This window comes from Streptomyces sp. NPDC016677 (assembly GCF_055562815.1).
In genome coordinates, this window is the sequence record NZ_JBVHEO010000001.1 from 1,140,976 (window position 1) to 1,164,686 (window position 23,711).

General features: G+C 72.8%; 23 protein-coding genes. 15 read left to right on the forward strand and 8 right to left on the reverse strand.

The features are described from left to right. Nucleotides 1-3 precede the first annotated feature (3 nt). Together pip and ACZ3IG_RS05015 are read left to right on the forward strand one after the other, a co-directional pair. Nucleotides 4-1,002 carry a prolyl aminopeptidase gene (pip, locus tag ACZ3IG_RS05010; protein ID WP_467429038.1) on the forward strand — a complete coding sequence of 333 codons (999 nt, stop codon included), beginning with the start codon at nt 4-6 and terminating at the stop codon, nt 1,000-1,002. 64 nt (nt 1,003-1,066) lie between these two features. Then, on the forward strand, nt 1,067-1,525 hold the full coding sequence (locus ACZ3IG_RS05015) for an ALF repeat-containing protein (RefSeq protein ID WP_467429041.1): 459 nt from the start codon (nt 1,067-1,069) through the stop codon (nt 1,523-1,525). Nucleotides 1,526-1,697: 172 nt separating this feature from the next. On the opposite strand, the gene ACZ3IG_RS05020 is transcribed toward ACZ3IG_RS05015, so the two are convergent. Then, complete coding sequence (locus ACZ3IG_RS05020; RefSeq protein ID WP_467429042.1) at nt 1,698-2,390, reverse strand: GntR family transcriptional regulator; 693 nt, start codon at nt 2,388-2,390, stop codon at nt 1,698-1,700. Between the two features lie 170 nt (nt 2,391-2,560). On the opposite strand from ACZ3IG_RS05020, the gene ACZ3IG_RS05025 reads away from it, so the two are divergent. Both ACZ3IG_RS05025 and ACZ3IG_RS05030 read left to right on the forward strand, forming a co-directional pair. Next, nucleotides 2,561-4,021, forward strand: coding sequence for an NCS1 family nucleobase:cation symporter-1 (locus ACZ3IG_RS05025; protein WP_467429043.1), 1,461 nt, complete (start codon nt 2,561-2,563; stop codon nt 4,019-4,021). Between the two features lie 6 nt (nt 4,022-4,027). After that, complete coding sequence (locus ACZ3IG_RS05030) at nt 4,028-4,756, forward strand: aspartate/glutamate racemase family protein (protein WP_467429045.1); 729 nt, start codon at nt 4,028-4,030, stop codon at nt 4,754-4,756. Nucleotides 4,757-4,778: 22 nt separating this feature from the next. On the opposite strand, the gene ACZ3IG_RS05035 is transcribed toward ACZ3IG_RS05030, so the two are convergent. Beyond that, nucleotides 4,779-5,363: a TetR/AcrR family transcriptional regulator gene (locus ACZ3IG_RS05035; protein WP_467429047.1), complete on the reverse strand. Its 585-nt coding sequence runs from the start codon at nt 5,361-5,363 to the stop codon at nt 4,779-4,781. Between the two features lie 148 nt (nt 5,364-5,511). Between ACZ3IG_RS05035 and ACZ3IG_RS05040 the strand changes: the two genes are divergently transcribed. From ACZ3IG_RS05040 to ACZ3IG_RS05065, 6 genes are all read left to right on the forward strand, one after another. Continuing rightward, nucleotides 5,512-6,249 carry an SDR family oxidoreductase gene (locus ACZ3IG_RS05040; RefSeq protein WP_467429048.1) on the forward strand — a complete coding sequence of 246 codons (738 nt, stop codon included), beginning with the start codon at nt 5,512-5,514 and terminating at the stop codon, nt 6,247-6,249. Between the two features lie 252 nt (nt 6,250-6,501). Continuing rightward, on the forward strand, nt 6,502-7,308 hold the full coding sequence (locus tag ACZ3IG_RS05045) for a nucleotidyltransferase domain-containing protein (RefSeq protein ID WP_467429050.1): 807 nt from the start codon (nt 6,502-6,504) through the stop codon (nt 7,306-7,308). A 195-nt stretch (nt 7,309-7,503) separates the two neighbouring features. Then, complete coding sequence (locus tag ACZ3IG_RS05050; protein WP_467429052.1) at nt 7,504-9,387, forward strand: FUSC family protein; 1,884 nt, start codon at nt 7,504-7,506, stop codon at nt 9,385-9,387. Nucleotides 9,388-9,540: 153 nt separating this feature from the next. After that, nucleotides 9,541-10,929, forward strand: coding sequence for an amidohydrolase (locus tag ACZ3IG_RS05055; protein ID WP_467429055.1), 1,389 nt, complete (start codon nt 9,541-9,543; stop codon nt 10,927-10,929). A gap of 98 nt (nt 10,930-11,027) precedes the next feature. Then, on the forward strand, nt 11,028-11,717 hold the full coding sequence (locus ACZ3IG_RS05060; RefSeq protein ID WP_467429056.1) for a DUF899 domain-containing protein: 690 nt from the start codon (nt 11,028-11,030) through the stop codon (nt 11,715-11,717). A 155-nt stretch (nt 11,718-11,872) separates the two neighbouring features. Beyond that, a complete protein-coding gene (locus ACZ3IG_RS05065) occupies nt 11,873-12,058 on the forward strand; it encodes a hypothetical protein (RefSeq protein WP_467429057.1) in 186 nt (61 codons plus the stop codon). Between the two features lie 29 nt (nt 12,059-12,087). On the opposite strand, the gene ACZ3IG_RS05070 is transcribed toward ACZ3IG_RS05065, so the two are convergent. The 3 genes from ACZ3IG_RS05070 to ACZ3IG_RS05080 form a co-directional block, all read right to left on the reverse strand. Next, a complete protein-coding gene (locus ACZ3IG_RS05070) occupies nt 12,088-14,190 on the reverse strand; it encodes an ABC transporter ATP-binding protein (protein ID WP_467429059.1) in 2,103 nt (700 codons plus the stop codon). A gap of 152 nt (nt 14,191-14,342) precedes the next feature. Further along, nucleotides 14,343-14,777 carry a hypothetical protein gene (locus tag ACZ3IG_RS05075; RefSeq protein WP_467429060.1) on the reverse strand — a complete coding sequence of 145 codons (435 nt, stop codon included), beginning with the start codon at nt 14,775-14,777 and terminating at the stop codon, nt 14,343-14,345. After that, a complete protein-coding gene (locus tag ACZ3IG_RS05080; protein ID WP_467429062.1) occupies nt 14,774-15,706 on the reverse strand; it encodes an ATP-binding protein in 933 nt (310 codons plus the stop codon). Before ACZ3IG_RS05080 ends, ACZ3IG_RS05075 begins: the two co-directional genes overlap by 4 nt. Nucleotides 15,707-16,037: 331 nt before the next feature. Here ACZ3IG_RS05080 and ACZ3IG_RS05085 point away from each other — a divergent pair, with 331 nt between their 5' ends. The 3 genes from ACZ3IG_RS05085 to ACZ3IG_RS05095 all read left to right on the forward strand — a co-directional run bounded on the left by ACZ3IG_RS05085 (nt 16,038) and on the right by ACZ3IG_RS05095 (nt 18,139). Then, entirely contained in the window at nt 16,038-16,898 is an 861-nt protein-coding gene (locus tag ACZ3IG_RS05085) for a helix-turn-helix domain-containing protein (protein ID WP_467429064.1), read from the forward strand. Then, nucleotides 16,898-17,173 carry a DUF397 domain-containing protein gene (locus ACZ3IG_RS05090; protein ID WP_403536281.1) on the forward strand — a complete coding sequence of 92 codons (276 nt, stop codon included), beginning with the start codon at nt 16,898-16,900 and terminating at the stop codon, nt 17,171-17,173. The genes ACZ3IG_RS05085 and ACZ3IG_RS05090 overlap by 1 nt, the downstream gene beginning before the upstream one ends. A 162-nt stretch (nt 17,174-17,335) precedes the next feature. Beyond that, nucleotides 17,336-18,139 carry an SAM-dependent methyltransferase gene (locus tag ACZ3IG_RS05095; protein ID WP_467429067.1) on the forward strand — a complete coding sequence of 268 codons (804 nt, stop codon included), beginning with the start codon at nt 17,336-17,338 and terminating at the stop codon, nt 18,137-18,139. Nucleotides 18,140-18,375: 236 nt separating this feature from the next. On the opposite strand, the gene ACZ3IG_RS05100 is transcribed toward ACZ3IG_RS05095, so the two are convergent. After that, on the reverse strand, nt 18,376-19,866 hold the full coding sequence (locus ACZ3IG_RS05100) for a glutamate synthase subunit beta (protein WP_467429069.1): 1,491 nt from the start codon (nt 19,864-19,866) through the stop codon (nt 18,376-18,378). 156 nt (nt 19,867-20,022) lie between these two features. Beyond that, nucleotides 20,023-20,502, reverse strand: coding sequence for an anthrone oxygenase family protein (locus ACZ3IG_RS05105; RefSeq protein WP_467429071.1), 480 nt, complete (start codon nt 20,500-20,502; stop codon nt 20,023-20,025). 166 nt (nt 20,503-20,668) lie between these two features. On the opposite strand from ACZ3IG_RS05105, the gene ACZ3IG_RS05110 reads away from it, so the two are divergent. Continuing rightward, nucleotides 20,669-21,301, forward strand: a complete 633-nt coding sequence (locus tag ACZ3IG_RS05110; RefSeq protein ID WP_467429073.1) for a nucleoside/nucleotide kinase family protein — start codon at nt 20,669-20,671, stop codon at nt 21,299-21,301. Between the two features lie 114 nt (nt 21,302-21,415). On the opposite strand, the gene ACZ3IG_RS05115 is transcribed toward ACZ3IG_RS05110, so the two are convergent. Beyond that, nucleotides 21,416-22,543 (reverse strand): magnesium and cobalt transport protein CorA, encoded by a 1,128-nt coding sequence (locus ACZ3IG_RS05115; RefSeq protein ID WP_467429074.1) that lies wholly within the window; start codon nt 22,541-22,543, stop codon nt 21,416-21,418. A gap of 214 nt (nt 22,544-22,757) precedes the next feature. Between ACZ3IG_RS05115 and ACZ3IG_RS05120 the strand changes: the two genes are divergently transcribed. Next, nucleotides 22,758-23,552, forward strand: a complete 795-nt coding sequence (locus tag ACZ3IG_RS05120; protein WP_467429075.1) for a methyltransferase domain-containing protein — start codon at nt 22,758-22,760, stop codon at nt 23,550-23,552. Nucleotides 23,553-23,711: the final 159 nt, after the last annotated feature.

Below are 23,711 nucleotides of genomic sequence, written 5' to 3' on the forward strand. Positions count from 1 at the left end.
CGGATGGGCGTGTATCCGGAGATCGAACCGTACGACCACGGCATGCTCGACGTCGGCGACGGCAACCGCGTCCACTGGGAGACCTGCGGCAACCCGGAGGGCAAGCCGGCCGTGGTGCTGCACGGCGGCCCCGGCTCCGGACAGAGCCGGGCGTTCCGCCGCTGCTTCGATCCGGACGCGTACCGGATCGTGCTGTTCGACCAGCGCGGTTGCGGGCGCTCGACACCGCACGCGAGCGCGTACGACACCGACATGAGCGTCAACACGACCGCGCACCTCCTCGCCGACCTGGAGCGGCTGCGGGGGCATCTCGGGATCGAACGGTGGCTGGTCTGGGGCGTCTCCTGGGGGTCGGCGCTCGGACTGCGCTATGCGCAGACGCACCCCGGCGTGGTGACGGAACTGGTCCTCACGGCGGTCGCGACCGGCTCCGGCCCCGAGGTCGCGCTCCTGACCCGAGGGCTCGGCAAGCTGTTCCCGGCGGCCTTCGAGGAGTTCCGCGCCCTGGTCCCCGAGGGCGAGCGGGACGGCAACCTGGCCGCCGCGTACAACCGGCTGCTGGAGTCACCCGACCGGGAGACGCGCGAGCGGGCGGCCCGCGCCTGGACCGACTGGGAGACGGCGATCGCCTCCGCCCCGCCGCGTTCGGTGCCGCGTTACGAGGACCCGGTGTTCCGCATGGGCTTCGCGCGCACGGTGACGCACTACTGGGCCAACGGCCACTTCTTCGGCGAGGGCGGCGAGGGCGGCGAGGAGGGGGTCGTGCTGCGCGACGCGCACCTGCTGGCGGGCATCCCCGGCACCCTGGTCCAGGGCGCACTCGATCCCGGCAATCTCCTCGGCACCGTATGGCGCCTGCACCACGCCTGGCCGGGGAGCGAACTGTGGATGGTGGACGACGTCGGGCACAACGCGGGGGCGCCGAGCATGGCGGAGCTGCTGGTGGCGGCGACGGACCGGTACGCGCGCGGCGAGCAGGCGAAGACATCGGAAATCGGGTGACGGGGGACGAGAGATCGATCTAGTGTCGAGGAGTCAACTAATCGACAAAATGAAGGAGTTTGTCATGAGAGCGACCCGTACGGCGATATCCGCGGCCGTGGCTGTGGCCGCCGCCACCACGGTCCTCACGGTCGCCGGCCCCGCGTCCGCGGCCCTCTCCTCGCCCACGGCCTCCGCCGTGTCCGCTCCCCTCTCCGTGTCCACGGTGGGGGACGACGAGGACGAGGTGAACGACCTCAGGGTCGCGATCGTCCAGCTCATCTCCCTGCCGTACGCCGGTTCGGAGGTGCGGGAGAAGGGCCGGGCGGCCCTGGACGGCACGGTCGAGGAGATGCGTGCCTTCCTGGAGACCGGGTACCGCCTCGCGCAGGCCCAGGACGACCGTGTCGCCCTCGCCCAGCTCATCTCCAGGCCCGAGACGACCCCCGAGGTGAGGGCGGCCGCGATCGAGCTGCTCAGGACCAGCGACCCGGAGGAGATGCGCTGGTTCCTGGAGACCGGCCAGTACGAGGTCACCGGCTGAGGACCGTTCCCCTGAGGGGCGCGTGACGCACCTGCGCGCGCCCGACGTTCCGTCACGCGCGGTCGCCCGGCCCCTTCGCCGCGCCCGGCGTCCCCGTGACGCCGTCACGCCGTCACGTCCGCGCCCCCGTCACCTCGGCGCACCCGACCTCCCGGCCGCCCCGACCTCCCGGTCACCTCGTCACCTGGCCCCACCCCGCGCCCCGGTCGCCCGCGTCGCTCCCGTCCCCGAACAGTTGCCGCACCGTCGACCGGTAGTTGGCCCGGACGTGCCGTAAGGCGTGCGCGCGGGCGCGGTCCGGGTCGCCGGAGGCGATCGCCTCGTACAGCTCCCGGTGTTCGGTGAGGAGTTGCGGCCACTCCTCGTTGCGCCGGGTCAGCCAGCGCAGCCGGCCGTCGACCGGTTCCATGACCGAACTCAGCAGGCTGTTGCCGGCCAGGGTGAGGATGCGGTCGTGGAAACGGGTGTTGACGTCGGTGATCGCCTCGGCGTCCCCGGCCCCGGTGGCCCGCGCCGCCGCCCGCAGCAGGTCCTCCAGCTCCGCCAGCGCCTCGGAACTGGCCCGCGCCGCGGCGAGCCCCGCCGCGTACACCTCCAACGCCTCGCGCAGTTCGAAGAGTTCCCGTACGTCGGCGGGCGTCAGCCGCCGCACGACGGTGCGGCGCGGGGTCTCGAACAGCACGAACCCCTCGGCGACCAGCGCGCGGATCGCCTCCCGGACCGGCACCCGGGAGACCCCGAAGCGCTCGGCCAACTCCCGCTCCACGAGCCGGTCGCCGGGGAGCAGACGTCCCGCAATGATGTCCTGCCGCAGCCCCGCCAGGACCCGCTCGCGCACCGCGCCCAGCGGTTCGATCTTCCCCATGCGTCCCATCTTCGCCGACTCCGGCGGTGTTTTACGGAGCGTTAACGAGCGTGACATCGGCGCGAAGGGTTGACGGGAGGACCATGACGGCAGTTTGGTATACCAAAATGGCGCCCCCGGGCGCCGTCAGGCTCGGTATGCCCTCCCGTCCCCTCGCCCCAGGAGGCCCCGTGTCCCTCGCCGACCGCGCAGAGGCCACCGGCACCGCAGCGCCCCTCCCCGGCCCCGACCCACGGCTCACCAACGAAGACCTCGCCCCCGCGGGCAAGCGCACCTGGAAGGTCTTCGATCTGTTCGCCCTGTGGATGTCCGACGTCCACAACCTCGGCAACTACACCTTCGCCGCCGGACTCCTCTTCCTCGGCATGAACGTCTGGCAGGTCTTCACGTCCCTGCTCGTCGGCTTCGTGATCATCTACGTCGGGATGAACATGATGGGGCGCATCGGCCAGCGCACCGGCGTGCCGTTCCCCGTCGTCGGCCGGATCGCCTTCGGCGTCTGGGGCGCCAATGTCCCGGCGCTGATCAGGGCCGTCATCGCCATCATGTGGTACGGCATCCAGACCTACCTGGCCTCCGTCGCCGTCAACGTGATGCTGCTGGCCGCCTGGCCGGGACTGGAGTCCTGGACCCACTCCTCCTTCCTCGGCCTCGACGCGCTCGGCTGGGTCTCCTTCGTCGCGCTGTGGCTGGTCCAGGCGCTGATCATCAGTCGCGGCATGGAGTCCGTCCGCAGGTTCCAGGACTTCTGCGGCCCGGCGATCTGGCTGGTGATGATCGCGCTGGCGGTCTGGATCTTCGCCAAGGCCGGCTGGAGCATCTCTCTCACCAGCACCCCGCACCCGGTGTCGACGGGCGAGCAGTGGCGCCAGTGGTTCGGCGCGATCGGCCTGATCCTCGCCACCTACGGCACCCTGATGCTCAACTTCTGCGACTTCTCCCGCTTCGCCCCCGACTACCGCACCGTCCGGCGCGGCAACTTCTGGGGCCTCCCGGTCAACTCCACGGCCTTCGTCATCCTCTCCGTCGTCGTCACCGCCGGCGCCTACGAGGTCTTCGGCAAGGAGATCACCGACCCCGCCTACCTGGTCGCCGAGATCGGCAACACCTGGGTCCTGGTGCTGGGCGCGCTGATGTTCGCCATCGCCACCATGGGCGTCAACATCGTCGCCAACTTCGTCTCCCCGGCGTACGACCTCGCCAACGTCTGGCCGCAGAAGATCACCTTCCGGATCGGCGGCATGATCAGCACGGTGGCGGCCCTGGTCGTGACCCCCTGGAACCTCTTCTCCAACCCCACCGTCGTCAACTACTTCCTCGGCGGCCTCGGCGCCTTCCTCGGTCCGCTCTTCGGCGTGATCATGGTCGACTACTACTGGGTCAAGCGCGGTCGTGTCGACGTGGACCAGCTCTTCCGCGCCGAACCCGGCTCCCGTTACCACTACCGCGGGGGCGTCAACCCCAAGGCGCTGTGGGCGTTCCTGCCGTCGGCGGCGGTGGCGGCCGTCCTCGCGCTGGTGACGGCGTTCGGCGAGGTGGCACCGTACTCCTGGTTCATCGGCACGGCGATGGCCGCCGGGCTCTACGGACTCCTGTGCCGGGGCGAGCGGACGGCCGGGGCGGAGGGCTGAGGTCCGGTGCGCATCGTCGTCACCAACTGCAACACGACGCGGCAGATGACCGAAGAGATCGTCCGCGGTGCCCGGGCCGCCGCGAGCCCGGGCACCACCGTGACCGGTCTGACCCCGGGGTGGGGCCCGGAGTCGGCGGAGGGCTGGCTCGACAGCTACCTGTCCGCCGCCGCCGTCATCGACACCCTGCGAACCTATGACGGACCGCCGTACGACGCCGTCGTCCTGGCCGGCTTCGGGGAGCACGGACGCGAGGGCGTCCGGGAGCTGGTCGACGTACCGGTCGTCGACATCACCGAGGCCGCGGCGCACCTCGCCTGTCTGCTGGGGCGCCGCTACGGCGTCGTCACCACCCTGGAGCGCAGCCGCGGACAGATCGAGGACAGCCTGGAGACGGCGGGCGTGGCCCGCAACTGCGCGGCCGTCGCCGGTACCGGCCTCGGTGTGCTCGACCTCGACGACGGCGAGCGCACCCGGGCCGCGCTGCGCGCCGCCGCCGAGCGGGTCCGGGCGGCGGGGGCGGAGGTGCTGGTCCTCGGGTGCGCCGGGATGACGGGACTGCGGCGGTCGGTCGCGTCGGTGGGGGAGGAGCTGGGGCTGCCGGTCGTGGACGGCGTGGCGGCGGCGGTACGGCTGGCGGAGTCCCTCGTCGCCCTCGGGCTGACCACGAGCAGGGCGGGCGGCTACGCGGCGCCGCTGCCCAAGCGCCGGGTGTGGGGCCGGCCGTGCCCCTGAGCCCGTCCACCCGGCGGTGGCCTCACGGCCGGGCGGCCAGTCCGTCCAGGACCAGGTCGAGGAGGCGTTCGGCCTGCTCCCGCCCGGCGGGCGGGGCCGAGGAGACGGCGATGGCCGCCAGGGCGGCGCTCAGATCGGCCGGGCTGATGTCGGTGCGGATCGCCCCGGCGGCCACGCACGCCTCCATCAGGTCGGCGACGGCCGCCTCGATCATGTCCCGGCTCTGCCCGTAGGGGTTGCCGCCCGAGGCGGCGATGGCGCGCAGGGCCTCGGCCATGCCGAGTTTGGCGGTGACGTAGTCCAGGAAGAGCCGGGTCCACGCGCGCAGGGCCTCGTACGGCGGTCGCTCCGCCAGCAGGCCGGGAACGGCGTCGCAGAGCTGGGCCACCTCGTTGCGGTAGACCGCCTCGATCAGGGCCTCCCGGGTGGGGAAGTTGCGGTAGAGGGTCGCGCTGCCCACACCCGCCGCCTTGGCGATGCGCTCAAGGTGCGCCTCCAGTCCCTCCTCGGCGAACACCCGCACCGCCGCCGTGAGGATCTTCTCCCGGTTGCGTCGCGCGTCGGCGCGCAGTGGTCGCCCCGTGTCGTGTGTCCTCGGCTCTGCCATCGGCGACTGCCCTCCCTCTCCTCGTGATCTGCCCCGCTTGCTAAACGGGGGCGTGCCCACTTAGCCTGAGGGAAGTGGCGGCGCCCCCACTTCCACTGTAGGTCATGGCCTGACCTGCGCGCGCTCTCCCCAGCGAGGACTACTGATCATGTCGGGAATCGAAGGCAAGGTAGTGGCGATCACCGGTGCCAGCAGTGGCATCGGAGCGGTGACGGCGGCTCACCTCGCCGAGAAGGGGGCCCGGCTCGTGCTCGGCGCCCGCCGGGAGGACCGGCTGAAGGAGGTGGTGGACGGAATCGTGGCGCGGGGCGGCACGGCCGTAGGGGTCGTCATGGACGTGACGCGCCGGGAGGATCTGAGGCTCCTCACGGACACGGCTCTCGACCGGTTCGGCCGGCTCGATGTCCTGGTCTCCAACGCGGGCACGATGGCGGTGTCCCCGTTCGACGAACTGCGCCAGGATGACTGGGACGCGATGGTCGCCATCCACATCACCGGCCTGCTGAACGGCATCGGGGCCGCCCTGCCCGTCTTCCGGCGGCAGCGCTCCGGCCAGTTCGTCAACGTCGCCTCCACCTCCGCCTACGTGGTGAAGGCCCCGCAGGGCGTCTACGCGGCCACCAAGACGGCGGTCAAGGTACTGACCGAGGGGCTGCGCCAGGAATCCGGTCCCGACCTGCGCGTCACCCTCGTCTCGCCCGGACTCACCGACACCGAGGGGGTCGGCAAGGGCGCGAGCCCCGAGACGGCGGCGGTGATGACGCGGATGCGCGACGAGATCGGCGCCCCGCCGTCCGCCGTCGCCGCCGCGATCGCGTTCGCGATCGAGCAGCCCGACGGCATCGACATCAGCGAGGTCGTCGTCCGGCCTACCGCACAGGCCTGACGGGCGAAGGACGGCGGGCGAAGGACGGCGGGGGAGGGCAGCGGGGGAGGGCGGGTGGCTCGCGACGGTCGGCTGGCGGTGGCGGTGGCGGTGGTGGCGGCGGCGGCGGTGGCGGCAGCGGATGGGCGGCGGGCGGTGGGCGGTTGGCGACGGCCGGCGGGCGGCCGGCGGCGGAAAACCCGTCGTACGGCATGAGCGGCCCCCCTACGCTGTCGGCGCGGCGCACCCGCCCCGACCGGAAGGACCCCGCCCATGCCGGCCCGCCCCGCTCCAGCCCCCGTCCCTGCCCCTGCCCCCGACCAGGACTTCCTGGACGCCACCGCCGACCGCCTCGCCGCGCTGCCCGCCGTCCGCGCGGTCGCCCTCGGCGGCTCCCGCGCCCAGGGCACCCACCGCCCCGACAGCGACTGGGACCTGGCCGTCTACTACCGCGGCGCCTTCGACCCGGCCGACCTCCGCGCGGTCGGCTGGCCGGGCGAGGTCAGCGCGATCGGCGCCTGGGGCGGCGGCGTCTTCAACGGCGGCGCGTGGCTGACCATCGACGGACGCCGGGTCGACGTGCACTACCGCGACCTGGACGTGGTCGAGCACGAACTGGGCGAGGCACGGGCCGGCCGCTACCGCGTCGAGCCCCTCATGTTCCACCTGGCCGGCATCCCGACGTACCTGATCGTCGCCGAACTCGCGGTCAACCGGACCCTCCGCGGCGACCTGCCCCGCCCCGCCTACCCGGAGCCGCTGCGCCGGACCGCCCCCGAGCGCTGGTGGGGCACGGCCGAGGCCACCCTCGCCTACGCCGAGGCCGGCCACGCCCCCAAGGGCGCCGTCACCCAGGTCGCGGGCGCGATCGCCCTCGCCACGACCCAGACGGCACACGCGGTGCTGGCGGCGCGGGGGGAGTGGGTCACCAATGAGAAGGGGCTGGTGGAGCGGGCCGGGCTGGGCGGGGCCGACGCGCTCCTGACCGGGCTGACCTCCGCTCCGAGGGCCTTGGCCGGGGCGGTCGGCGAGGCGCGCACCCTGCTGGCGAGCGCCGTGGACGCCGCCGCGCGCCACTGAGCCGTACCACGGCCTACGGCGCGGACATCGCACGCCGGCTGCCCGCACGGCATTCCTGGCAGCCGTCACCTTGTGGAAACGTTGCCGTTCGCTTTCGCGTACGTGGACGCTTTACGGTGGGGACCGTAAACGATGCAGCCCGGCCACCGTCGCCCGAAGGCTCCCGCCCTCGACGAGACGACTGGAGGCCGTGCCGTGACCCGCCGCACCCCCGCCCTCGCACTTCCGCCCTGGCTGGCGCACGCCCTGCGCGCCCAGCGCGGACCCGTGCCCTGGAGCGCGGTCGTGCGCGGGGCGCTCGCCGCCGGGCCGCTGCTGCTGGCCGCGCTGGCGGCGGGCCGGGCGTCTCTCGGGGTGGTCGCCGCCGTCGCCGCCATGCTGGCCGGGATCAACGACCGGCCGGGCAGCCGACGGGTCTCCGTCGGGCGGATCGGCGTACCGGCGCTCGCGGGGGCGGCCGGGTTGTGCGCCGGCACGTACGCCGGTGACCATCTCGGCGCCGTCGCGCTGACCCTCGTACTGACCGTGCTCGGACTGGTCGCCGGGGGCTTCAGCGCCGTCGGGCCGGTCGCGTCCGGGGCGGCGACACAGTTGCTGGTCACGTCCGCGATCGGGGCCGGGATGCCGCTGCCCGATCCCGGCTGGCAGCGCGTCCTGGCGTTCCTCGCCGGAGCCGGCTGGCTGCTCGCGCTGCGGCTGGCCCTGCCCACACCCGGGCCGCTGACCGGCGCGACGCCCCGCGACTTCCGCCTGGACTTCCGCTTCGACGGGGAGCGCGCGGCGGTCGCCGGGGTCTACGACGCCGTCGCGGCGCTGCTCGACGCGGCCGGTACCCAGCACGCCGTCGCCCGCCGTGCCGCGCTCACCGCCGCCCTGGACCAGGCGCAGGACGCGTTCGCCGGGCCCCGGCTGCGCCGCTACGCCTCCTCCTCGGCCGAGCGCCGGCTGCACGCGCAGTACGCCGCCGCGCTGCCGCTCGCCGAGGCCGCCACCGCGTTGGCCTGGGCGGGGGAGGCCGTACCCCGCCGGGCCAGTGAGGGACCCCGGCGGCTCGCGGCGGCCGTACGCGCCGGAGCGCACACCGGACCGCTGCCCGCCCCCACGCGCTCCGCGCCCGGCCTGCGCGCCCTCGACGACGCCCTGCTGCACGCCGCCGTCGCCTTCGACCGGGGAAGCGGCGACGACCTGCACACCCGCAGGCGGTCACCCGGCTCCGTCCTGCGCACGGTCCTCGGCGCCGGCGGACGGGAGTACGGGCTGCGCGTCGGGCTCTGCTTCGGGGCCGGCGTGGCGGTCGCCCAGGCGCTGCACCACGCCCAGTGGTACGGGCTCCACCGGCACTGGTACTGGCTGCCCGCCACCGCCGTCTTCCTGGTCAAGCCCGACCTCGGACCGCTGGTGTCCCGGGTGCTGTGCCGGGCCGCCGGCACGGTCCTCGGCGCGCTGGTCTTCGCCGCGGCGGCCGCCGTCCTGCCCCGGCCCGGCGGGCTCGTCGCGCTCGTCGCCCTCGCCGGGGCCCTGATCCCCGTGGCGACCCGGCACTTCGCCGCGCAGACCGCCGTGGTCACCGTCCTCGTGCTGGCCCTGGTCATGGTCGGCGGCGAGCCGCAGGCGTCCGCCGGGCGCATCGGCGAGACCCTGCTGGCCTGCGCGATCGTGCTGGTCGTCGGGCATCTGCCGATGCCGGGGCAGCGCGGCGGCGGAGTGCGCGCCCGGCTCGCGGCGGCCGGTGACGCCGCGCACGCCTACCTCACCCATGTGCTGAGCGGGTCCGACGACCGGGCCCGGCGCTGGACGCTGCGCCGGGAGGCGTACCGGGCGCTCGCCGAGGCCCGCGCGGCGATCGCGCTGGCCGCCGCGGAGCTGCCCGCCCTCGCCCGCCACTCCCGGGGCGCCGACGAGATCGCCGCCACCCTGGAACGGCTCGCCGACACCACCACCGCCTGCGCCGTCCACCTCGACGACACGGGCCGGCTCACCCCGCGCCACCTCGCGCGGCTGGCCGAGCTGCGCGACGAACTGACCGAACGGCGCGACCGCGTCGGCGTGCGCCTGCCCGAGCTGCCGCTCACCGGCTGAGGCCCACGCGCTACCGTGGGAGCGCCGGGCGCACGGCGCTCCCACGGTAGCGCCGTGCGCCGGATGCGTTCCGCTGTACGTCGGCTCCAGCGTGCGCCGTACAGCGGCCCGAGCGCGCCGTGCACCGGCCTCGTCCCCCCGTACGTTGGCCCCATGACGCATCACGCGCAGCCACAGCCCGTGCGGCCCGTGCGGCCCGCCGATCTCGTCATCACCGGGTGCACCGTCCTCGTCCACGAGGGAGACGGCCCCGAACACCTCGCGTTCAGGCCGGATGCCGGCATCGTCGTGCGGGACGGTGCCGTCGACTCCGTGACCACCGCGGAGGCGGCGTCCGCCCTGCCCGCCGTCGAACGCATCGACGCGCGCGGCCAGGTCGCCCTCCCCGGGCTGATCAACTGCCATACGCACGCGCCCATGACCGTCCTGCGCGGCCTGGCCGAGGACCTGCCCACCGAGGAGTGGTTCAACGACGTCGTCTGGCCGGTGGAGTCCAACCTCACCGCACGCGACGTCGAACTCGGCGCCCGGCTCGCCTGCGCCGAGCTGATCCGGGCCGGGGTGACCTGTTTCGCGGACCACTACTTCGCGATGGACGCGGTCGCCGACGTCGTCGCCGAGTCCGGGATGCGGGCGCTGCTGGGCCAGGCGTACTTCTCCTCGCAGGGCACCGAGGGACGGGAACGCTCCCTCGACTTCGCGCTGCGGCGCCGAGGTGGTGCGGACGGCCGGATCACCACCGCCCTCGCCCCGCACGCCCCCTACACCGTCACCGACACCGACCTCGCCGCCACCGCCGAGCAGGCCCGCGCACACGGCCTGCCCGTCCATCTGCACGCCGCCGAGAACCGCGACCAGACCGAGACCAGCCTCGCCCGGCACGGCGCCACCCCCGTCGAGATCCTGGAACGCACCGGCGTCCTCGACGCCGACGTGCTGATCGCGCACGGCACCGGCATCCTCGAACGCGACCTGCCGGTCCTGGCACGCGCGGGCGGCCGTACGGCGGTGGCGACCGCGCCCCGCGGCTACCTCAAGTTCGCCTGGCCCACCACCACGCCGATCCGCGCCCTGCGCGCCGTCGGCGTGGCCGTGGGACTCGCCACGGACGGCGCCGCCTCCAACAACTCCCTCGACGTGTGGGAGTCGATGGCGCTCACCGCCCTGATCCAGAAGCAGACCGAGGGCGACCCGCGCTGGCTGACCGCGCGCCAGGCCCTCCACCACGCCACGGACCAGAGCGCCCGCGCCGTGGGCCTGGGGGAGACGGTCGGGCGGATCGCGCCGGGCCGGCGGGCCGATCTCGTCCTCGTCGACCTCACCGGACCGCACACCCAGCCGGTGCACGACCTGGCCGCCACCCTCGTGCACAGCGCCCGCTCCAGTGACGTGCGCACGACCATCGTCGACGGGCGGGTGCTGATGCGGGACCGCGAGCTGCTCACGCTCGACGTCCCGGCCGTGGTGCGGGAACTGGAGCGAAGGCTGCCCGAGCTGGTCGAACGGGGCCACGGCCGGCGCGTCCAGACGTACGACACCTGACGCCGCCGAAAACGCGGGAAGTTTTTTTCGCGCGCCGCGATGAGTTCCGCCGCCGCCGCCGGTCCACCACTTGACGGACCGTTGCACAGGAGGAGCCCATGTCGCTTCCCGAGATCGTCTCCCGCCACGAATGGCGCGCGGCGCGCGAGGCGCTGCTGGCCAAGGAGAAGGCGGCCACCCGCGCGCGTGACGCGCTCAACGCCGAGCGGCGCGGGCTGCCCATGGTGGAGATCGGCAAGGAGTACGTGTTCGAGGGCGGCGACGGGAAGGCCACGCTGCTCGACCTGTTCGAAGGGCGGCAGCAGCTCATCGTCTACCACTTCATGTTCGCCCCCGAGTGGGACGCCGGCTGCCGCAGCTGCTCGGCGTTCCTGGACCAGATCGGCCACCTGGCGCACCTGCGGGCCCGCGGCACCTCGTTCGCGGCGGTCTCCCGGGCGCCGTACCCGAAGATCCTCCCCTTCAAGGCGCGGATGGGCTGGACGCTGCCCTGGTACTCGTCGTACATCACCGACTTCAACGAGGACTTCGAGGTCACCCTCGAACACGAGGGCGAGCTGACCGAGCGTCCGGGGCTGAGCTGCTTCCTGCGGGACCGCGACCGCGTCTTCCACACCTACTCGACGTACGAGCGCGGCCTCGACTGCCTCGGCTCGACCACCAGCCTGCTGGACCTGACCGCACTGGGGCGCCAGGAGGAGTGGGAGGAACCCGCGGGGCGTGCGTCGGCTCTGGGGGCGCCCATGGGCAGTGAGCGCCTGCGGTACCACGACGAGTACGAAGACTGACACGTGCGGTGAGCGAGAGGCCCGAAAAGCCGTAATGATGCTCACTCTTTGCGGTGAACGCGTGTCAGGTACGTCTCGATACCGTCACTCGACGAGGTGTTCACCCCATCGTTGGCGTTTAACTCTACGAGTGCAACGCCAGATGGAGGTGCGGGGTGAACGGGCGAACAGTGCTCGAACGCTTTCCGGCCGGCGGACCGCGGGGGTCCTGGCCGGCCGAGGAGTTCGCGAACGCGCGGCGTCAGGAGGGTCTGCCCGCCGAGGTCGTCATGGACCTCGCGACCGACATGTTCCTGGTGATCGTGCGGGGCGGCGAGGCAACCGGGGGCGCCGCGGCCTGAGCCGTGCGGTGCGCTGTCCGCGCGGCTGATCAGGCCGGCTTGGGCGCGGGCACCGGGGTCTTCGGCGAGGTCTTCGGCGCAGTCGGCGGCGAGGTCTTCGTCGAGGCCGGCGTCGCGGTCGGCGTCGAGGCCGGCGCCGACGTCTTCATCGAAGTCTTCGGCGGGGACTTCTCCGTGGTCTTGTTCAGGGACTGCTTCCGGGTGGGCACCGGCGTCCGCGTGAACTGCTCGGCCTGGAGCGAGTACAGCTCGGCGTAGACCCCGCCGGTGGCGAGCAGCTCGTCGGGCGTCCCGGACTCCACGAGCCGGCCCTGGTCCAGGACGTGCACCAGATCCGCGTGGCGCACGGACGCCAGCCGGTGCGTGATCAGCACGACCGTCTGGCCGCTGCCGGCCAGTGCCCGGATCTTCTCGAACACCTCCAGCTCGGCCCGCGCGTCCAGCGCCGCGGTCGGCTCGTCCACCACGAGGATGCGGCCCTTCCGGTACGCCGCCCGCGCGATCCCGAGCCGCTGCCACTGTCCGCCGGACAGCTCGTGACCGCCGGTGAAGTGCCGGGCGAGCAGGGTGTCCAGGCCGCGCGGCAGGTCCGCGACCACCTCCCCGGCGCCGGCCTCGGCGACCGCGTCGGCCACCCGCTCGTCGTCCAGCGGGGCGCTGGAGCGGCCCACGGCGACGTTCACCCGGGCGGTGAACGGCCACCGTTTGAAGTCCTGCGCCACCATCGCGATCCGTTCCGCCAGCTCCCGCCGGTCCGCCGCGGCGGCGTCCACCCCGTCCCACAGGACGCGTCCCCGCTCCGGGGTGTAGAGCCCGGCGAGCAGCTTGACCAGCGTGGTCTTGCCGGAACCGTTCTCGCCGACGAGCGCGATGATCCGGCCCAGCGGGAGAGTGAGCGACACATCGTCCAGGGCGGGGCGCGCGGAGTCGCCCGGGTAGCGGAACGTGACGTTCTCGAAGCGGATCTCGCGCGGGTCGGCGGGCAGCGCCGTGCCGCCCTCCGGGATCGCCCGCTTGGCCGCCTCCACGTGCAGCCGCTCCAGGTCGCCGACGAACAGCGCCTCCTCGTGCAGCGCGTTCACCTCCACCACCAGGGTCTCCAGGCTCTGCGAGCCGGTGCGGATCGCGATCACCGCGGTACCCGCCACCGACAGGGCCATCGCGCCGCCCAGCAGCAGCCCGCCGAGCGTCGCGTACGTCGCCGCCGTCGCCAGCCCCGTCCAGGCCGCCGCGATCAGGCCGGTACGGGCCGCCAGCCCCGCCAGCCGGGCCTGCTCCGCCTCCGCCGTCTCCGACATCGCCCGGTAGTGCCGCAGCAGGAACGCGCCCACCCCGTGCACCCGGATCTCGGGCGCCGCCTCGGGCTCGATGAGCAGCCCGGCGATCAGCCGGCCCGCGCGCACGTGCTGCACCCAGGCCTGGAAGGACTCGTACCGGCGCCGGGCGACCGTCAGCGCGCTCCAGGCGCTCGGCAGGGTCATGGTCACCAGCAGCGGCAACAGCGCCGGGTGCAGCACGGTCAGCACACCGGCCGCCGCCACCAGCGAGATCAGCGCGTTGATCACGCGCGCGCTGTACGCGATCATGCGGCGGGCGGAGACGGCGCCGTACTGGGCGGTGTCCAGCAGTTTGTGGAAGGCGTGGTCCTCGATGGCCGCCAGTTCGACCTCGGTCGCCCGCTCCAGGTACTGCTCCGTCGCCACCCGCTCCACCTTGGGCTCCAGCCGCCCCGTGGCGTACGTGGTGGCCGCCCGCAGCAACGCCGCCACCAGCATCATCGCGGCGACCGTGACCAGCGCGGGCAGGGCTTCGCGCAGCCGCTCCTCGACCGTTCCCTGAGCCATCAGCCGGCTGAGCACGCTGTTGACCGCCAGCAGGCTCACCGCCTGCGCCACGCCCCGTCCGGCCTCGGCCGCCAGCACGGTCCGCGCGGCCGCTGGATCGGCCTGCCGGGCGAGCCGGAAACTGGCGGCCAGCAGGGACGGCAGGCGGGTCACCATGGACCGGAAGCCCAGCTCCAGAAACGCGTCGGAGTGCTGGCTCCAGCCCGTGTCGTAGCGCAAGGGACCGCCGAAGAGCAGCCGCTCCGACTCCGACACCCCGGCCGGTTCCGCCCCACGCTTCTTCCGCACCGTCTGCCTCCCCCGATCGGCGATCGTGGACGGACGCCACTATGGCGGGGCGGCACCCGAGGGGACAGGGCGTGACCGGGGGACACCGGAGCGCGCGGGCAGCACGACGGTTCCCGCGTGCGCCCGCGCGCTCCGGCGCTACGGGCCCTCGGTCAGGCGGAGACCGGGCGGGACCAGGACGGTGTGGTGCCCGTCAGCCGGCACAGCGCGAGGTAGAGGGGGATGGGCGGGGTGTACGGGACCTCGCCGTCCGGTCGGTAGAGCAGGCCGGGGACGTCGAGCAGGCCGGGCAGGACCGCGCCGGCGGCGTACTGCGCGGGCGCCGGCCACTCCATGGCGTAGTCGGAGTCGGAGGGGACGATCCACCACCAGTGCGCCTCGTCGGCGTAGACGCACCCCACGCGGGGCAGCCGGGGCAGTACCCGCTGGCCCAGAATCGGAGGGACCGCCACCGCGTCACAGCCCAGCGGGGCGCTCATGCCGTCGGGCACGGGGAGGCGGTGCGGTGTCCGTTGCGTGTTCAGCCGGCGCTGGAGCCGGACCAGTGTGTCCAGGCCGCGTACCCGAGTACCCGATGCAGCCCTCACAGCCGTTCTCCCCCCGTGCCGTGCCGTGCCGTTCCGCGCCGTCCTGTCGCGTTCCGCGCCGTTCCGTGCCGTTGCGTTCCGTGGTGCCGTGTGCCGTGGGTCTTGTCGGTGGTGTCGCCACCGTCCTCGTCGTCGCCGGAACCCGCCCCGCCCGCGCCGGGCGGGCCGGGCTTGGGGCGGGCACCCCATCCCAGGTCGCCGTGCGGCTCGGGAGGGACGGAGTGTCCGGGTGAACCGGACGGTTCGGGGGATGCGGAGGGGGCCCGGGGGCCGGAGGGGTCCCGGGGGCGGGACGGGGTGCGGGTTCCGGACGGTTCCCGGGGGTCCGCCGGGGCGAGGGTTCCGGAGGGTTTCCGGGGGTCGGCCGGGGCGAGGGTTCCGGAGGGTTCCCGGGGGTCGGCCGCGGGGTCCGGAGATTCCGCCGATACGGACGGTTCCGGTGAAACGTCGGCCGTGTGCGGCAGTTCGGCCCAGACCAGCAGCCCGGGACCGTGCTCCTGCGCGCCCCAGGCGTGGCACAGGGCATCGACCAGGAGCAGTCCTCTGCCGTGCTCGTCCTCGGGCTGCCGCCGGGACGACGGCTGCGGCTGCCCCGGCGCGCACCCCTCGTCCCGTACGGCTATGCGGACCAGGTCGGCGCGGTCGGACAGCTCGCACACTATGCGGCTGCTCGCCGTGTGCACGATGGCGTTGGTGACCAGCTCCGAGACGACCAGAGCCGCCGTGTCGCAGGTGTCCTCACACACCGACCAGCCGGTCAGCCGGGCGCGCGTCAGGCGTCTGGCCTGGGCGGGGGAACCCGGGTGGGCGGCCAGCTCGAAGCGGAACCGGCGCTCGGCAGCCGGCCCGCAGGGGGCGGCTCCCGTGGCGGCGCCCGGGCCGTGGGGGCCCGAGACGGCCTCTGTTCCTAAAGGCGCGGACGGAATCACGCTTGCCACTATCGCCCCGCCGAGAACACTTGGCAAGAGTCACTCTGAAAATTGCAGAGTGCTGTGTGACGTTCTGGACGGGCGTGGCACACTGCTCGCAACAGCACGTCGAGCGGCGCCACTTCAGATCCGGTCCGAGGTCTGACCGGACTCCGGAACGGGTCCGGGGAGGGCGCCGCCGGGCTGTCCGCGCGCGCTCGCGGCCGGCCCGGCACGCTCGGCGGCTTCAGTACTGCTCGATACGGTTCGTACTGCTCGATACGGCTCGTGCGGCTCGTGCGGTCCGTGTGGCTCGACACGCGACAAAGGGACTCTTCGTGGAGGTGGAGCGGTGAGCGAACCGCGGTCCGCGCCGACCGTTGGTCAGGTCGTCCTCGGCCGACGGCTGCTGGACCTGCGGGAAAGCGCCGGGATGAAGCGCGAGGAAGCCGCCCGCATCCTCCGCGTCGCCCCCGCCACGGTCCGCCGTATGGAGATGGCCGAGGTCGCGCTGAAGATCCCGTACCTCCAGATGCTCCTGAAGGCGTACGGCGTCTCCGAGGAGGAGGCCGAGGCCTTCGTCCTGCTGGCCGAGGACGCCAACAAACCGGGGTGGTGGCAGCGCTTCCACGACATCCTGCCCGGCTGGTTCTCGATGTACGTCAGCCTGGAGGGCGCCGCGGCCCTCATCCGGTCCTACGAGCCGCACTTCGTTCCCGGACTGCTCCAGACCGAGGCCTACGCGCGCGGGGTGCTGCAGTCGGGCGCCATCGGCCAGACCCGCCCCGACGACATCGAACGCCATGTCGATCTGCGGATGCGACGCCAGGAACTGCTCACCCGCGAGGACGCGCCCCGCCTGTGGGTCGTCATGGACGAGACCGTGCTGCGCCGCCCGGTCGGCGGCCCTGAGGTGATGCGGGACCAGGTCGACAGACTGCTCGACGCCGCGGAACTGTCCAACGTGACCCTCCAGGTCGTCCCGTTCGCCAACGGGCCGCACCCCGGCACGTACGGGCCCTTCGTGCTCTTCCGATTCGCCGTGCCGGAACTCCCGGACATGGTGTACAGCGAGTACCTGACCGGCGCCGTCTACCTCGACGCGCGTGCCGAGGTGGCGACCCACCTCGAGGTCATGGACCGCATGGCGGCGCAGGCCGCTACGGCACATCGCACAAAAGAGATCCTCCGGGATCTCCGCAAGGAGCTGTAATGGATCGCATCACGTCCCAGCCCAGGCCACGGATACGCGGCCAGCGCATCTACAACGGCATGCCCGCGCGCGAGCTGGGCAGCGAGGGCTGGCACAAGCCGTGGAGCGGCGGCAACGGCGGCAACTGCCTGGAGGCGATGAAGCTCGCCGACGGCCGGATCGCCGTTCGCCAGTCCACCGACCCCGACGGACCCGCGCTGATCTACACGTCCGACGAGATGACGGCCTTCATCGAGGGAGCGAAGGCCGGAGAGGCGGACTTCCTGCTCTCCTGAACCTGCTCTCCTGAACCTTTGCGCACCGCTTGCCTCTAAGCCTCCCGTTCCACTTGATCGCTGACCCTGATCACCGATCCTGATCACCGACCTTGATCCCCGACTTTGATCGCTGGCCTTGATCACTCACCGCCCACCCGGCTCAGCCCTCTGGAGTCCGTCATGACCGGACAGCCGCCCGTCGAGATCGACACGAGCAGACCTCACCCCGCACGCATGTACGACTGGTATCTCGGCGGCAAGGACAACTACCCCGTCGACGAGGAGATGGGCCGTCAGATGCTCACCCTCGACCCGCGGGTCCCGGTGATGGCGCGCGTCAACCGCGCGTTCATGCACCGGGCCACCCGCTGGCTGTCGCGCCAGGGTGTACGGCAGTTCCTGGACATCGGCACCGGCATACCGACCGAGCCCAACCTCCACCAGGTCGCCCAGGAGACCACGCCCGACGCCCGCGTCGTCTACTGCGACAACGACCCCATCGTGCTGGCGCACGCGGCGGCCCTGCTGCGCGGCACCCCCGAAGGGGCGACCGAGTACCTCCAGGCCGACGTCCGCGACCCGGACGCCATCCTGGACGGCGCCCGCAAGGTACTGGACCTCGACCGTCCCGTCGCGCTGTCGCTCATCGCGCTGCTGCACTTCGTCTCCGACGAGGACGGCGCCCACGACCTGGTCCGCCGCCTGCTGGCGGCGCTGCCCTCCGGCAGCTACCTGGTGGTGACCCACGCGACCTCCGACTTCACCCCCGAGGAGTCGCGGGCGGCCACCGAGAAGCTCAAGGCCGCGGGGGTCACCCTGGCCCTGCGCTCCCGCGAGGAGTTCACCCGCCTCTTCGACGGCCTCGACCTCGTCGAACCGGGCGTCCAGGTCCCCCACCTGTGGCACCCCGAACTGGGCGAGCCGGTACCCGGTCAGGAGGACGGTGTGATTCCCGGGTACGGGGCGGTGGCACGCAAGCCTTGACCCGGGGCCCGGGCTGCACGCTGTCGGGGGAGGCCCGGGTTGCTCCCGTCCTGCGGTCAGGCTGCCCCCTGCCCGGGAGGCTGGGTCGTCTCTCTGTCCGAGGGACAGGGTCGTCTCCCTGTCCGGGCCACCGGGTTGCGCTCCGTCCGCGGGCGCGGGCTGCTCCCCGTCCCTGCCCCGTCGGGTCGGCGGCCGGGCGCGGAGCCGGGTGCGGAGCCGGGCGCGACGACTGCCGCTCAGGCCGTCATCGGTCGGTCGTACGGACCGATCGGTGCCGGCAGGGGTGAGGGCCGGCCGGTCAGGTGGCGGTCGACCGCAGCCGCCACCGCCCGCCCCTCCGCGATCGCCCACACGATGAGCGACTGCCCGCGCGCGGCGTCCCCCGCGGCGAACACCCCGGGGACGTTCGTCTCGAACGCCGCGCCCCGCGCGAGCGTGCCACGCGCATCCAACTCCAGTCCCAACTGGCCGACCAGCCCGTCCGCACGGTCCGGCCCGGAGAAGCCGAGGGCGAGCAGCACCAGATCCGCCGGGAGCGTCCGCTCGGCGCCGGGCAGCGGGCGGCGCCCGGCGTCCACCCCGGTCAGATGCAACTCCCGCACATGCCCGCCCGCGTCCCCGGTGAGCCGCAGCGTGGACGCCGCGAACAGCCGTGCGTCCGAGTCCGCCACCGGCGCGGAACGCAGGTCCCCCGCCTCCTCGTGCGCCGCCGACAGCCGGTACAGCCGCGGGTACGTCGGCCACGGCTCCGCCTCCTCGTCGCGTTCCGCACCCGGCTGCGCGTAGATGTCCAACTGGGTCACGGACGCGGCACCGTCCCGTACCGCTGTGCCCAGACAGTCCGCCCCCGTGTCACCCCCGCCGACGATGACGACGTGCTTCCCGGCGGCGGACAGCGGAGAGACCCCGAGATCCCCCTCGCACACCCGGTTGGCCAGCGGCAGATACTCCATCGCCTGATGAACTCCGGCCAACTCCCGCCCCGGCACTTCCAGTTCCCGCCACGCCGTCGCCCCCGTGGCGACCACCACGGCGTCGTACCTCGCCCGCAACTCCTCCGCGGCGACGTCCCGCCCGACCGCCGTGGACGTACGGAACCTCGTCCCCTCCGCCCGCATCTGCTCGATCCGCCGCTCCAGATGCCGCTTCTCCATCTTGAACTCGGGGATGCCGTACCGCATCAGCCCCCCGATCCGGTCGTCCCGCTCGTACACGGCGACCGTGTGCCCCGCCCGGGTCAGCTGCTGTGCCGCCGCGAGCCCTGTGGGCCCCGACCCGATCACCGCCACCGTCCTGCCCGACAACCGGTCCGGCGGGCACGGCGGCGTAAGGCCCTCCTCCCATGCCCGGTCGGCGATGGCGCATTCGACGTTCTTGATCGTGACGGCCGGCTGATTGATCGCCAGCACACACCCCGCCTCACAGGGCGCCGGGCACAACCGGCCCGTGAACTCCGGGAAGTTGTTGGTGGCGTGCAGCCGCTCACTGGCAGCCCGCCAGTCCTCCCGGGAGACCAGGTCGTTCCACTCGGGGATCAGGTTGCCCAGCGGACAGGCATGGTGGCAGAAGGGGATGCCGCAGTCCATGCAACGGCCGGCCTGCTTGCTGATGATCGGCAGAAGGGCTCCCGGGACATACACCTCGTCCCAGTCGCGTACCCGTTCTTCCACCGGCCTGCGGGGCCACTCCTGGCGGGGCGTGGTGATGAATCCCTTGGGGTCGGCCATGGCCGTCTTCCTTGCGTGAGCGGGGTCAGGCCGTGCGCGGGCGCCGCACTCTCCCTGCCACGATACGTCCGGCCGACGACCCCCGCAGGGCGGCCGGACGGCACGTGATCCCCGGGCGTCCGCAGGGCGGCAGCGGCGCCGGGCGCCGGGTGTCGCTCAGGTGAGGGCCGATATGTATGACACCGCCGCTCCGGCCGACGCCGCCGCACGGACGTGGTTCCACGCCGTCCACTCGCGTACGTACCTGGGCCAGTACGCTGTCGCCTCCGCGCTCTCCGGCTCCAACCGGGCCAGCGCGTCGTTGCGGGGCACGTTGGCGGCCATGGTGAGCCCGAACGAGCCGATCAGGTGCAGTCCGCTGCCCAGGAGCAGCTCCACGGTGCCCTCGTCCGGCCAGAGCACGAAGGTCACCACGGCGAGCACCGCGCACAGCAGCGCCGACCCGACGAACAGGACCATGAACGGCGGCGTCACCGCGGCCACGTTGATCGCCTGCATCGCCGCCACGCCCCGCGCCGTCGGCAGCGCGGCCAGTCCCCGCATGACGAAGGCCGAGAAGCCGAAGAAGACGCCGGCCACCAGTCCCGTCCCCAGTACTCCCAGCACCGTCAGCGCGAAGTACGGCCCCTCGATCATGATGTCCGCCCCCGCTCTTCTACGAATGTCATCCGTCCCCCCGGCATCCCGTTGCCTCGTCTTCGCCACCCGAGCCATACCCGGGAGGCTGTCCTGTCCTGCCCACCCCTGCCCAGCCCGTGTGCCCGTGTCTTCTGCCTCGCCGGCCTGTCGCATCATGGGTGCTGTGGGATGGGAAGCGATCACCTGGGACCGGCTCGGCGGCCTGCTCGCCGAGCGTCTGCTCGACCTGAAACCGGCCGACGGAGGTCCCTGGTGCCGCGTCGCCATCGACGGTGCTCCCGCGGCCCGCCCCGGTGACCTCGCCGAGCGGGTCGCCGAGGCGCTCCGCCCTCTCGGGCGGCCCTCTCTGGTCGTCGGCACGGACGGCTTCCTGCGCCCCGCCTCCCTGCGGCTCGAACACGGCCGCCGGGACGCCGACTCGTACTACGACGGCTGGTACGACACCCGCGCTCTGTGGCGTGAGGTCTTCGGCCCCCTCGAACCAGGCGGCGACGGGCGGGTCCTGCCCGACCTCTGGGACCCGGTCACCGACCGCGCCACCCGCAGTCCCTACGTCCACCTCCCGCCCGGTGGGATCCTGCTGCTGCACGGTCCCTTCCTGCTGCGCCACTGGTTCCCCCTCGACCTGAGCGTCCACCTTCTCCTCACCCCCGGCGCACTGCGCCGCCGTACCGCCGAGGCCGAGCGGTGGACGCTGCCCGCCTTCGAACGCTACGAACACGAGACCGACCCCTCCGGTGCCGCGGACATCCTGGTCCGTGCCGACGACCCGCGTCACCCCGCCTGGAACGGGTAGTGCGTCCGGAGCGCACGGATCAGCAGGCCTGCCGCGCCCGTGACCGAAGCCGGCCGTTCGATGCCGGCCGTTCGAAGCCGGTCGTTCGAAGCCGGTCGTTCGGAGCGGCTCGTGTCAAAGCCAGTCGTTCCGCCGGAATCCCCGGTACAGCGTCAGACAGGCGACGGCTATCACGCCCAGGACCAAGCCGTAGCCGTACCGCCATCGCAGTTCGGGCATGTGGTCGAAGTTCATGCCGTACATGCCGCAGACCATGGTCGGCACGGCGACGATGGCCGCCCAGGCCGTGATCTTCCGCATGTCCGCGTTCTGCGCGACCGTGACCTGTGCGAGGTGTGCCTGAAGGATGGAGTTGAGCAGTTCGTCGAAGGCGGCTATCTGCTCCGTGGCCCGCAGCAGGTGGTCGGAGACGTCGCGGAAGTATGCCTGTATCTCCGGGTCCACCACCCGGATCGGCCGGGTGGCCAGCTCCTCCAACGGCCGGCCGAGTGGTACCACCGCCCGCTTCAGCTCCAGGAGCTCGCGCTTGAGCTGGTAGATCCGCCCGGGGTCGAGCCGTGCGCCGTCCTGCGCGAACACGGCCGTCTCGACATGGTCGACATCCGTCTGCACCGCGTCGAGGGCGGTGAGGAAATCGTCGACGACATGGTCCGCGACCGCGTGCAGCACCGCCGAGGGCCCCTTGGCGAGCTGCCGGGGATCGGACTCCAGCTCCTCGCGCAGCGGCCCCAGTGAACCGTGCCGTCCGTGCCGCACGGTCACCACGAAGTCCTGGCCGGTGAAGACCATGATCTCGCCGGTGTTCACCACCTCGCTGGTGGCCGTCAGTTCCTCGTGCTCGACGTAACAGACCGTTTTGAAGACCGCGAAGAGCGTCTCCCCGTACCGCTCCAGCTTCGGACGCTGGTGGGCCTCGACGGCGTCCTCGACCGCCAGTGGATGCAGGTCGAAGAGTTCCGCGATGTCCGCGAACTCCTCGTCTGTCGGCTCGTGCAGCCCGAGCCAGACGAACCCGTCCCCACTCTTGCGTACCCGCTCCACCGCGTCCACCAGACCGACACCCCCGGGCACGCGGATCCCGTCCCGGTACGTCACGCAGTTGACCACCGAAGAGCCAAGCGGGGAACGCGCGGGATGGCTGAGGTCGACGCGCGGACGCCGGCGGGCGAGCCGTGCCACGCGGCGGAGGTGTCCGCCCTTGCCGAGGCTCGTGACCTTCCGCAGATTCCCTGCCATGGACATACGGATCTCCTCGCGTGCTTCCCCGTGCGCCGTGCTTCCCACGCCTGCCGCGCCAGTCTGCCAGGCCGGCGCGGACCTCGGGCCGGCCTGTGGAAAGGGGAGATTCCGCTTGGTTCCCGGCTGTGGACAACCCGTCGTACCCGGATGCGGACAGCCGGGGCCGTTCGGAGCGTCGGCCCCTTCCGGCAAGCCGGACAACTGGGATGATCGGCACATGACGCGAACCGACGGATATCTCCTCGACAACCGGCAGACCGAGGCGGCGGAGCGTTTCGATGCCTTCGCCACCCTCTTCGACCCCACGACGTTCCGGCACCTCACAGCCATGGGCATCGGACCGGGCTGGCGCTGCTGGGAGGTCGGGGCCGGCGGCACCTCCGTGGTCTCGTGGCTGGCCAAGAAAGTGGGCCCCACGGGACGGATCGTCGCGACCGACATCGACACCTCGCGTCTCACTCCGGCCGCCCGTCCGCCGGTCGAGGTGCGGGTGCACGACGTGGCTGCCCAGGACCCGCCGGGCGAGGGCTTCGACCTGGTGCACGCCAGGCTCGTACTCGTTCATGTGCCGGAGCGGGAACGGGCGTTGCGGTCCATGGTCAGGTCCCTGCGCCCCGGCGGACGCCTCCTGGTGGAGGACGCCGATCCCGCGCTCCAGCCGCTGCTGTGCCCCGACGAGTACGGACCCGAGCAGCAACTGGCGAACCAGCTGCGGCACGCCTTCCGCAAGTTGCTGGCCCGTCGTGGCGCCGACCTGTCCTACGGCCGGCAACTTCCGCGGCTGCTGAGGGAGGCCGGTCTGCGCCGGGTCGAGGCGGACGCCCACTTCCCGGTGACCTCGCCCGCCTGCGCCGCCCTGGAGTCCGCCACGATCCGCCAGGTCCGCGACCAGCTCGTCACCGCCGGCCTCGCCACGGACCAGGACATCGACCGTCATCTCGCGAACGTAGCCTCAGGGGCCATGGATCTGGCCACGGCCCCCATGATCTCGGCATGGGGGCGCAAGGCGTAGCCGGGCGGCGCGGAGGCCCGCGCACACCGCCGGACTGCCGACGTGCGGGGCTCGTATGGACGTTGCTCGGCCTCCGCTCCGGTTCCTGTCCTCAGCGGAGTGAGACCGCGTCGCCCTGACAGGTGGGAGCAGCCGCCGTGACGGGTGGTGAAGCCGGCC

Coding starts and splice junctions, on each gene's coding strand:
- ACZ3IG_RS05055 (WP_467429055.1), top strand. CDS start 9,541: ATGACGCATCACGCGCAGCCACAGCCCGTGCGGCCCGTGCGGCCCGCC.
- ACZ3IG_RS05090 (WP_403536281.1), top strand. CDS start 16,898: ATGGATCGCATCACGTCCCAGCCCAGGCCACGGATACGCGGCCAGCGC.
- ACZ3IG_RS05020 (WP_467429042.1), bottom strand. CDS start 2,390: ATGGGGAAGATCGAACCGCTGGGCGCGGTGCGCGAGCGGGTCCTGGCG.
- ACZ3IG_RS05040 (WP_467429048.1), top strand. CDS start 5,512: ATGTCGGGAATCGAAGGCAAGGTAGTGGCGATCACCGGTGCCAGCAGT.
- pip (WP_467429038.1), top strand. CDS start 4: ATGGGCGTGTATCCGGAGATCGAACCGTACGACCACGGCATGCTCGAC.
- ACZ3IG_RS05045 (WP_467429050.1), top strand. CDS start 6,502: ATGCCGGCCCGCCCCGCTCCAGCCCCCGTCCCTGCCCCTGCCCCCGAC.
- ACZ3IG_RS05060 (WP_467429056.1), top strand. CDS start 11,028: ATGTCGCTTCCCGAGATCGTCTCCCGCCACGAATGGCGCGCGGCGCGC.
- ACZ3IG_RS05095 (WP_467429067.1), top strand. CDS start 17,336: ATGACCGGACAGCCGCCCGTCGAGATCGACACGAGCAGACCTCACCCC.
- ACZ3IG_RS05105 (WP_467429071.1), bottom strand. CDS start 20,502: ATGATCGAGGGGCCGTACTTCGCGCTGACGGTGCTGGGAGTACTGGGG.
- ACZ3IG_RS05120 (WP_467429075.1), top strand. CDS start 22,758: ATGACGCGAACCGACGGATATCTCCTCGACAACCGGCAGACCGAGGCG.
- ACZ3IG_RS05015 (WP_467429041.1), top strand. CDS start 1,067: ATGAGAGCGACCCGTACGGCGATATCCGCGGCCGTGGCTGTGGCCGCC.
- ACZ3IG_RS05100 (WP_467429069.1), bottom strand. CDS start 19,866: ATGGCCGACCCCAAGGGATTCATCACCACGCCCCGCCAGGAGTGGCCC.
- ACZ3IG_RS05035 (WP_467429047.1), bottom strand. CDS start 5,363: ATGGCAGAGCCGAGGACACACGACACGGGGCGACCACTGCGCGCCGAC.
- ACZ3IG_RS05115 (WP_467429074.1), bottom strand. CDS start 22,543: ATGTCCATGGCAGGGAATCTGCGGAAGGTCACGAGCCTCGGCAAGGGC.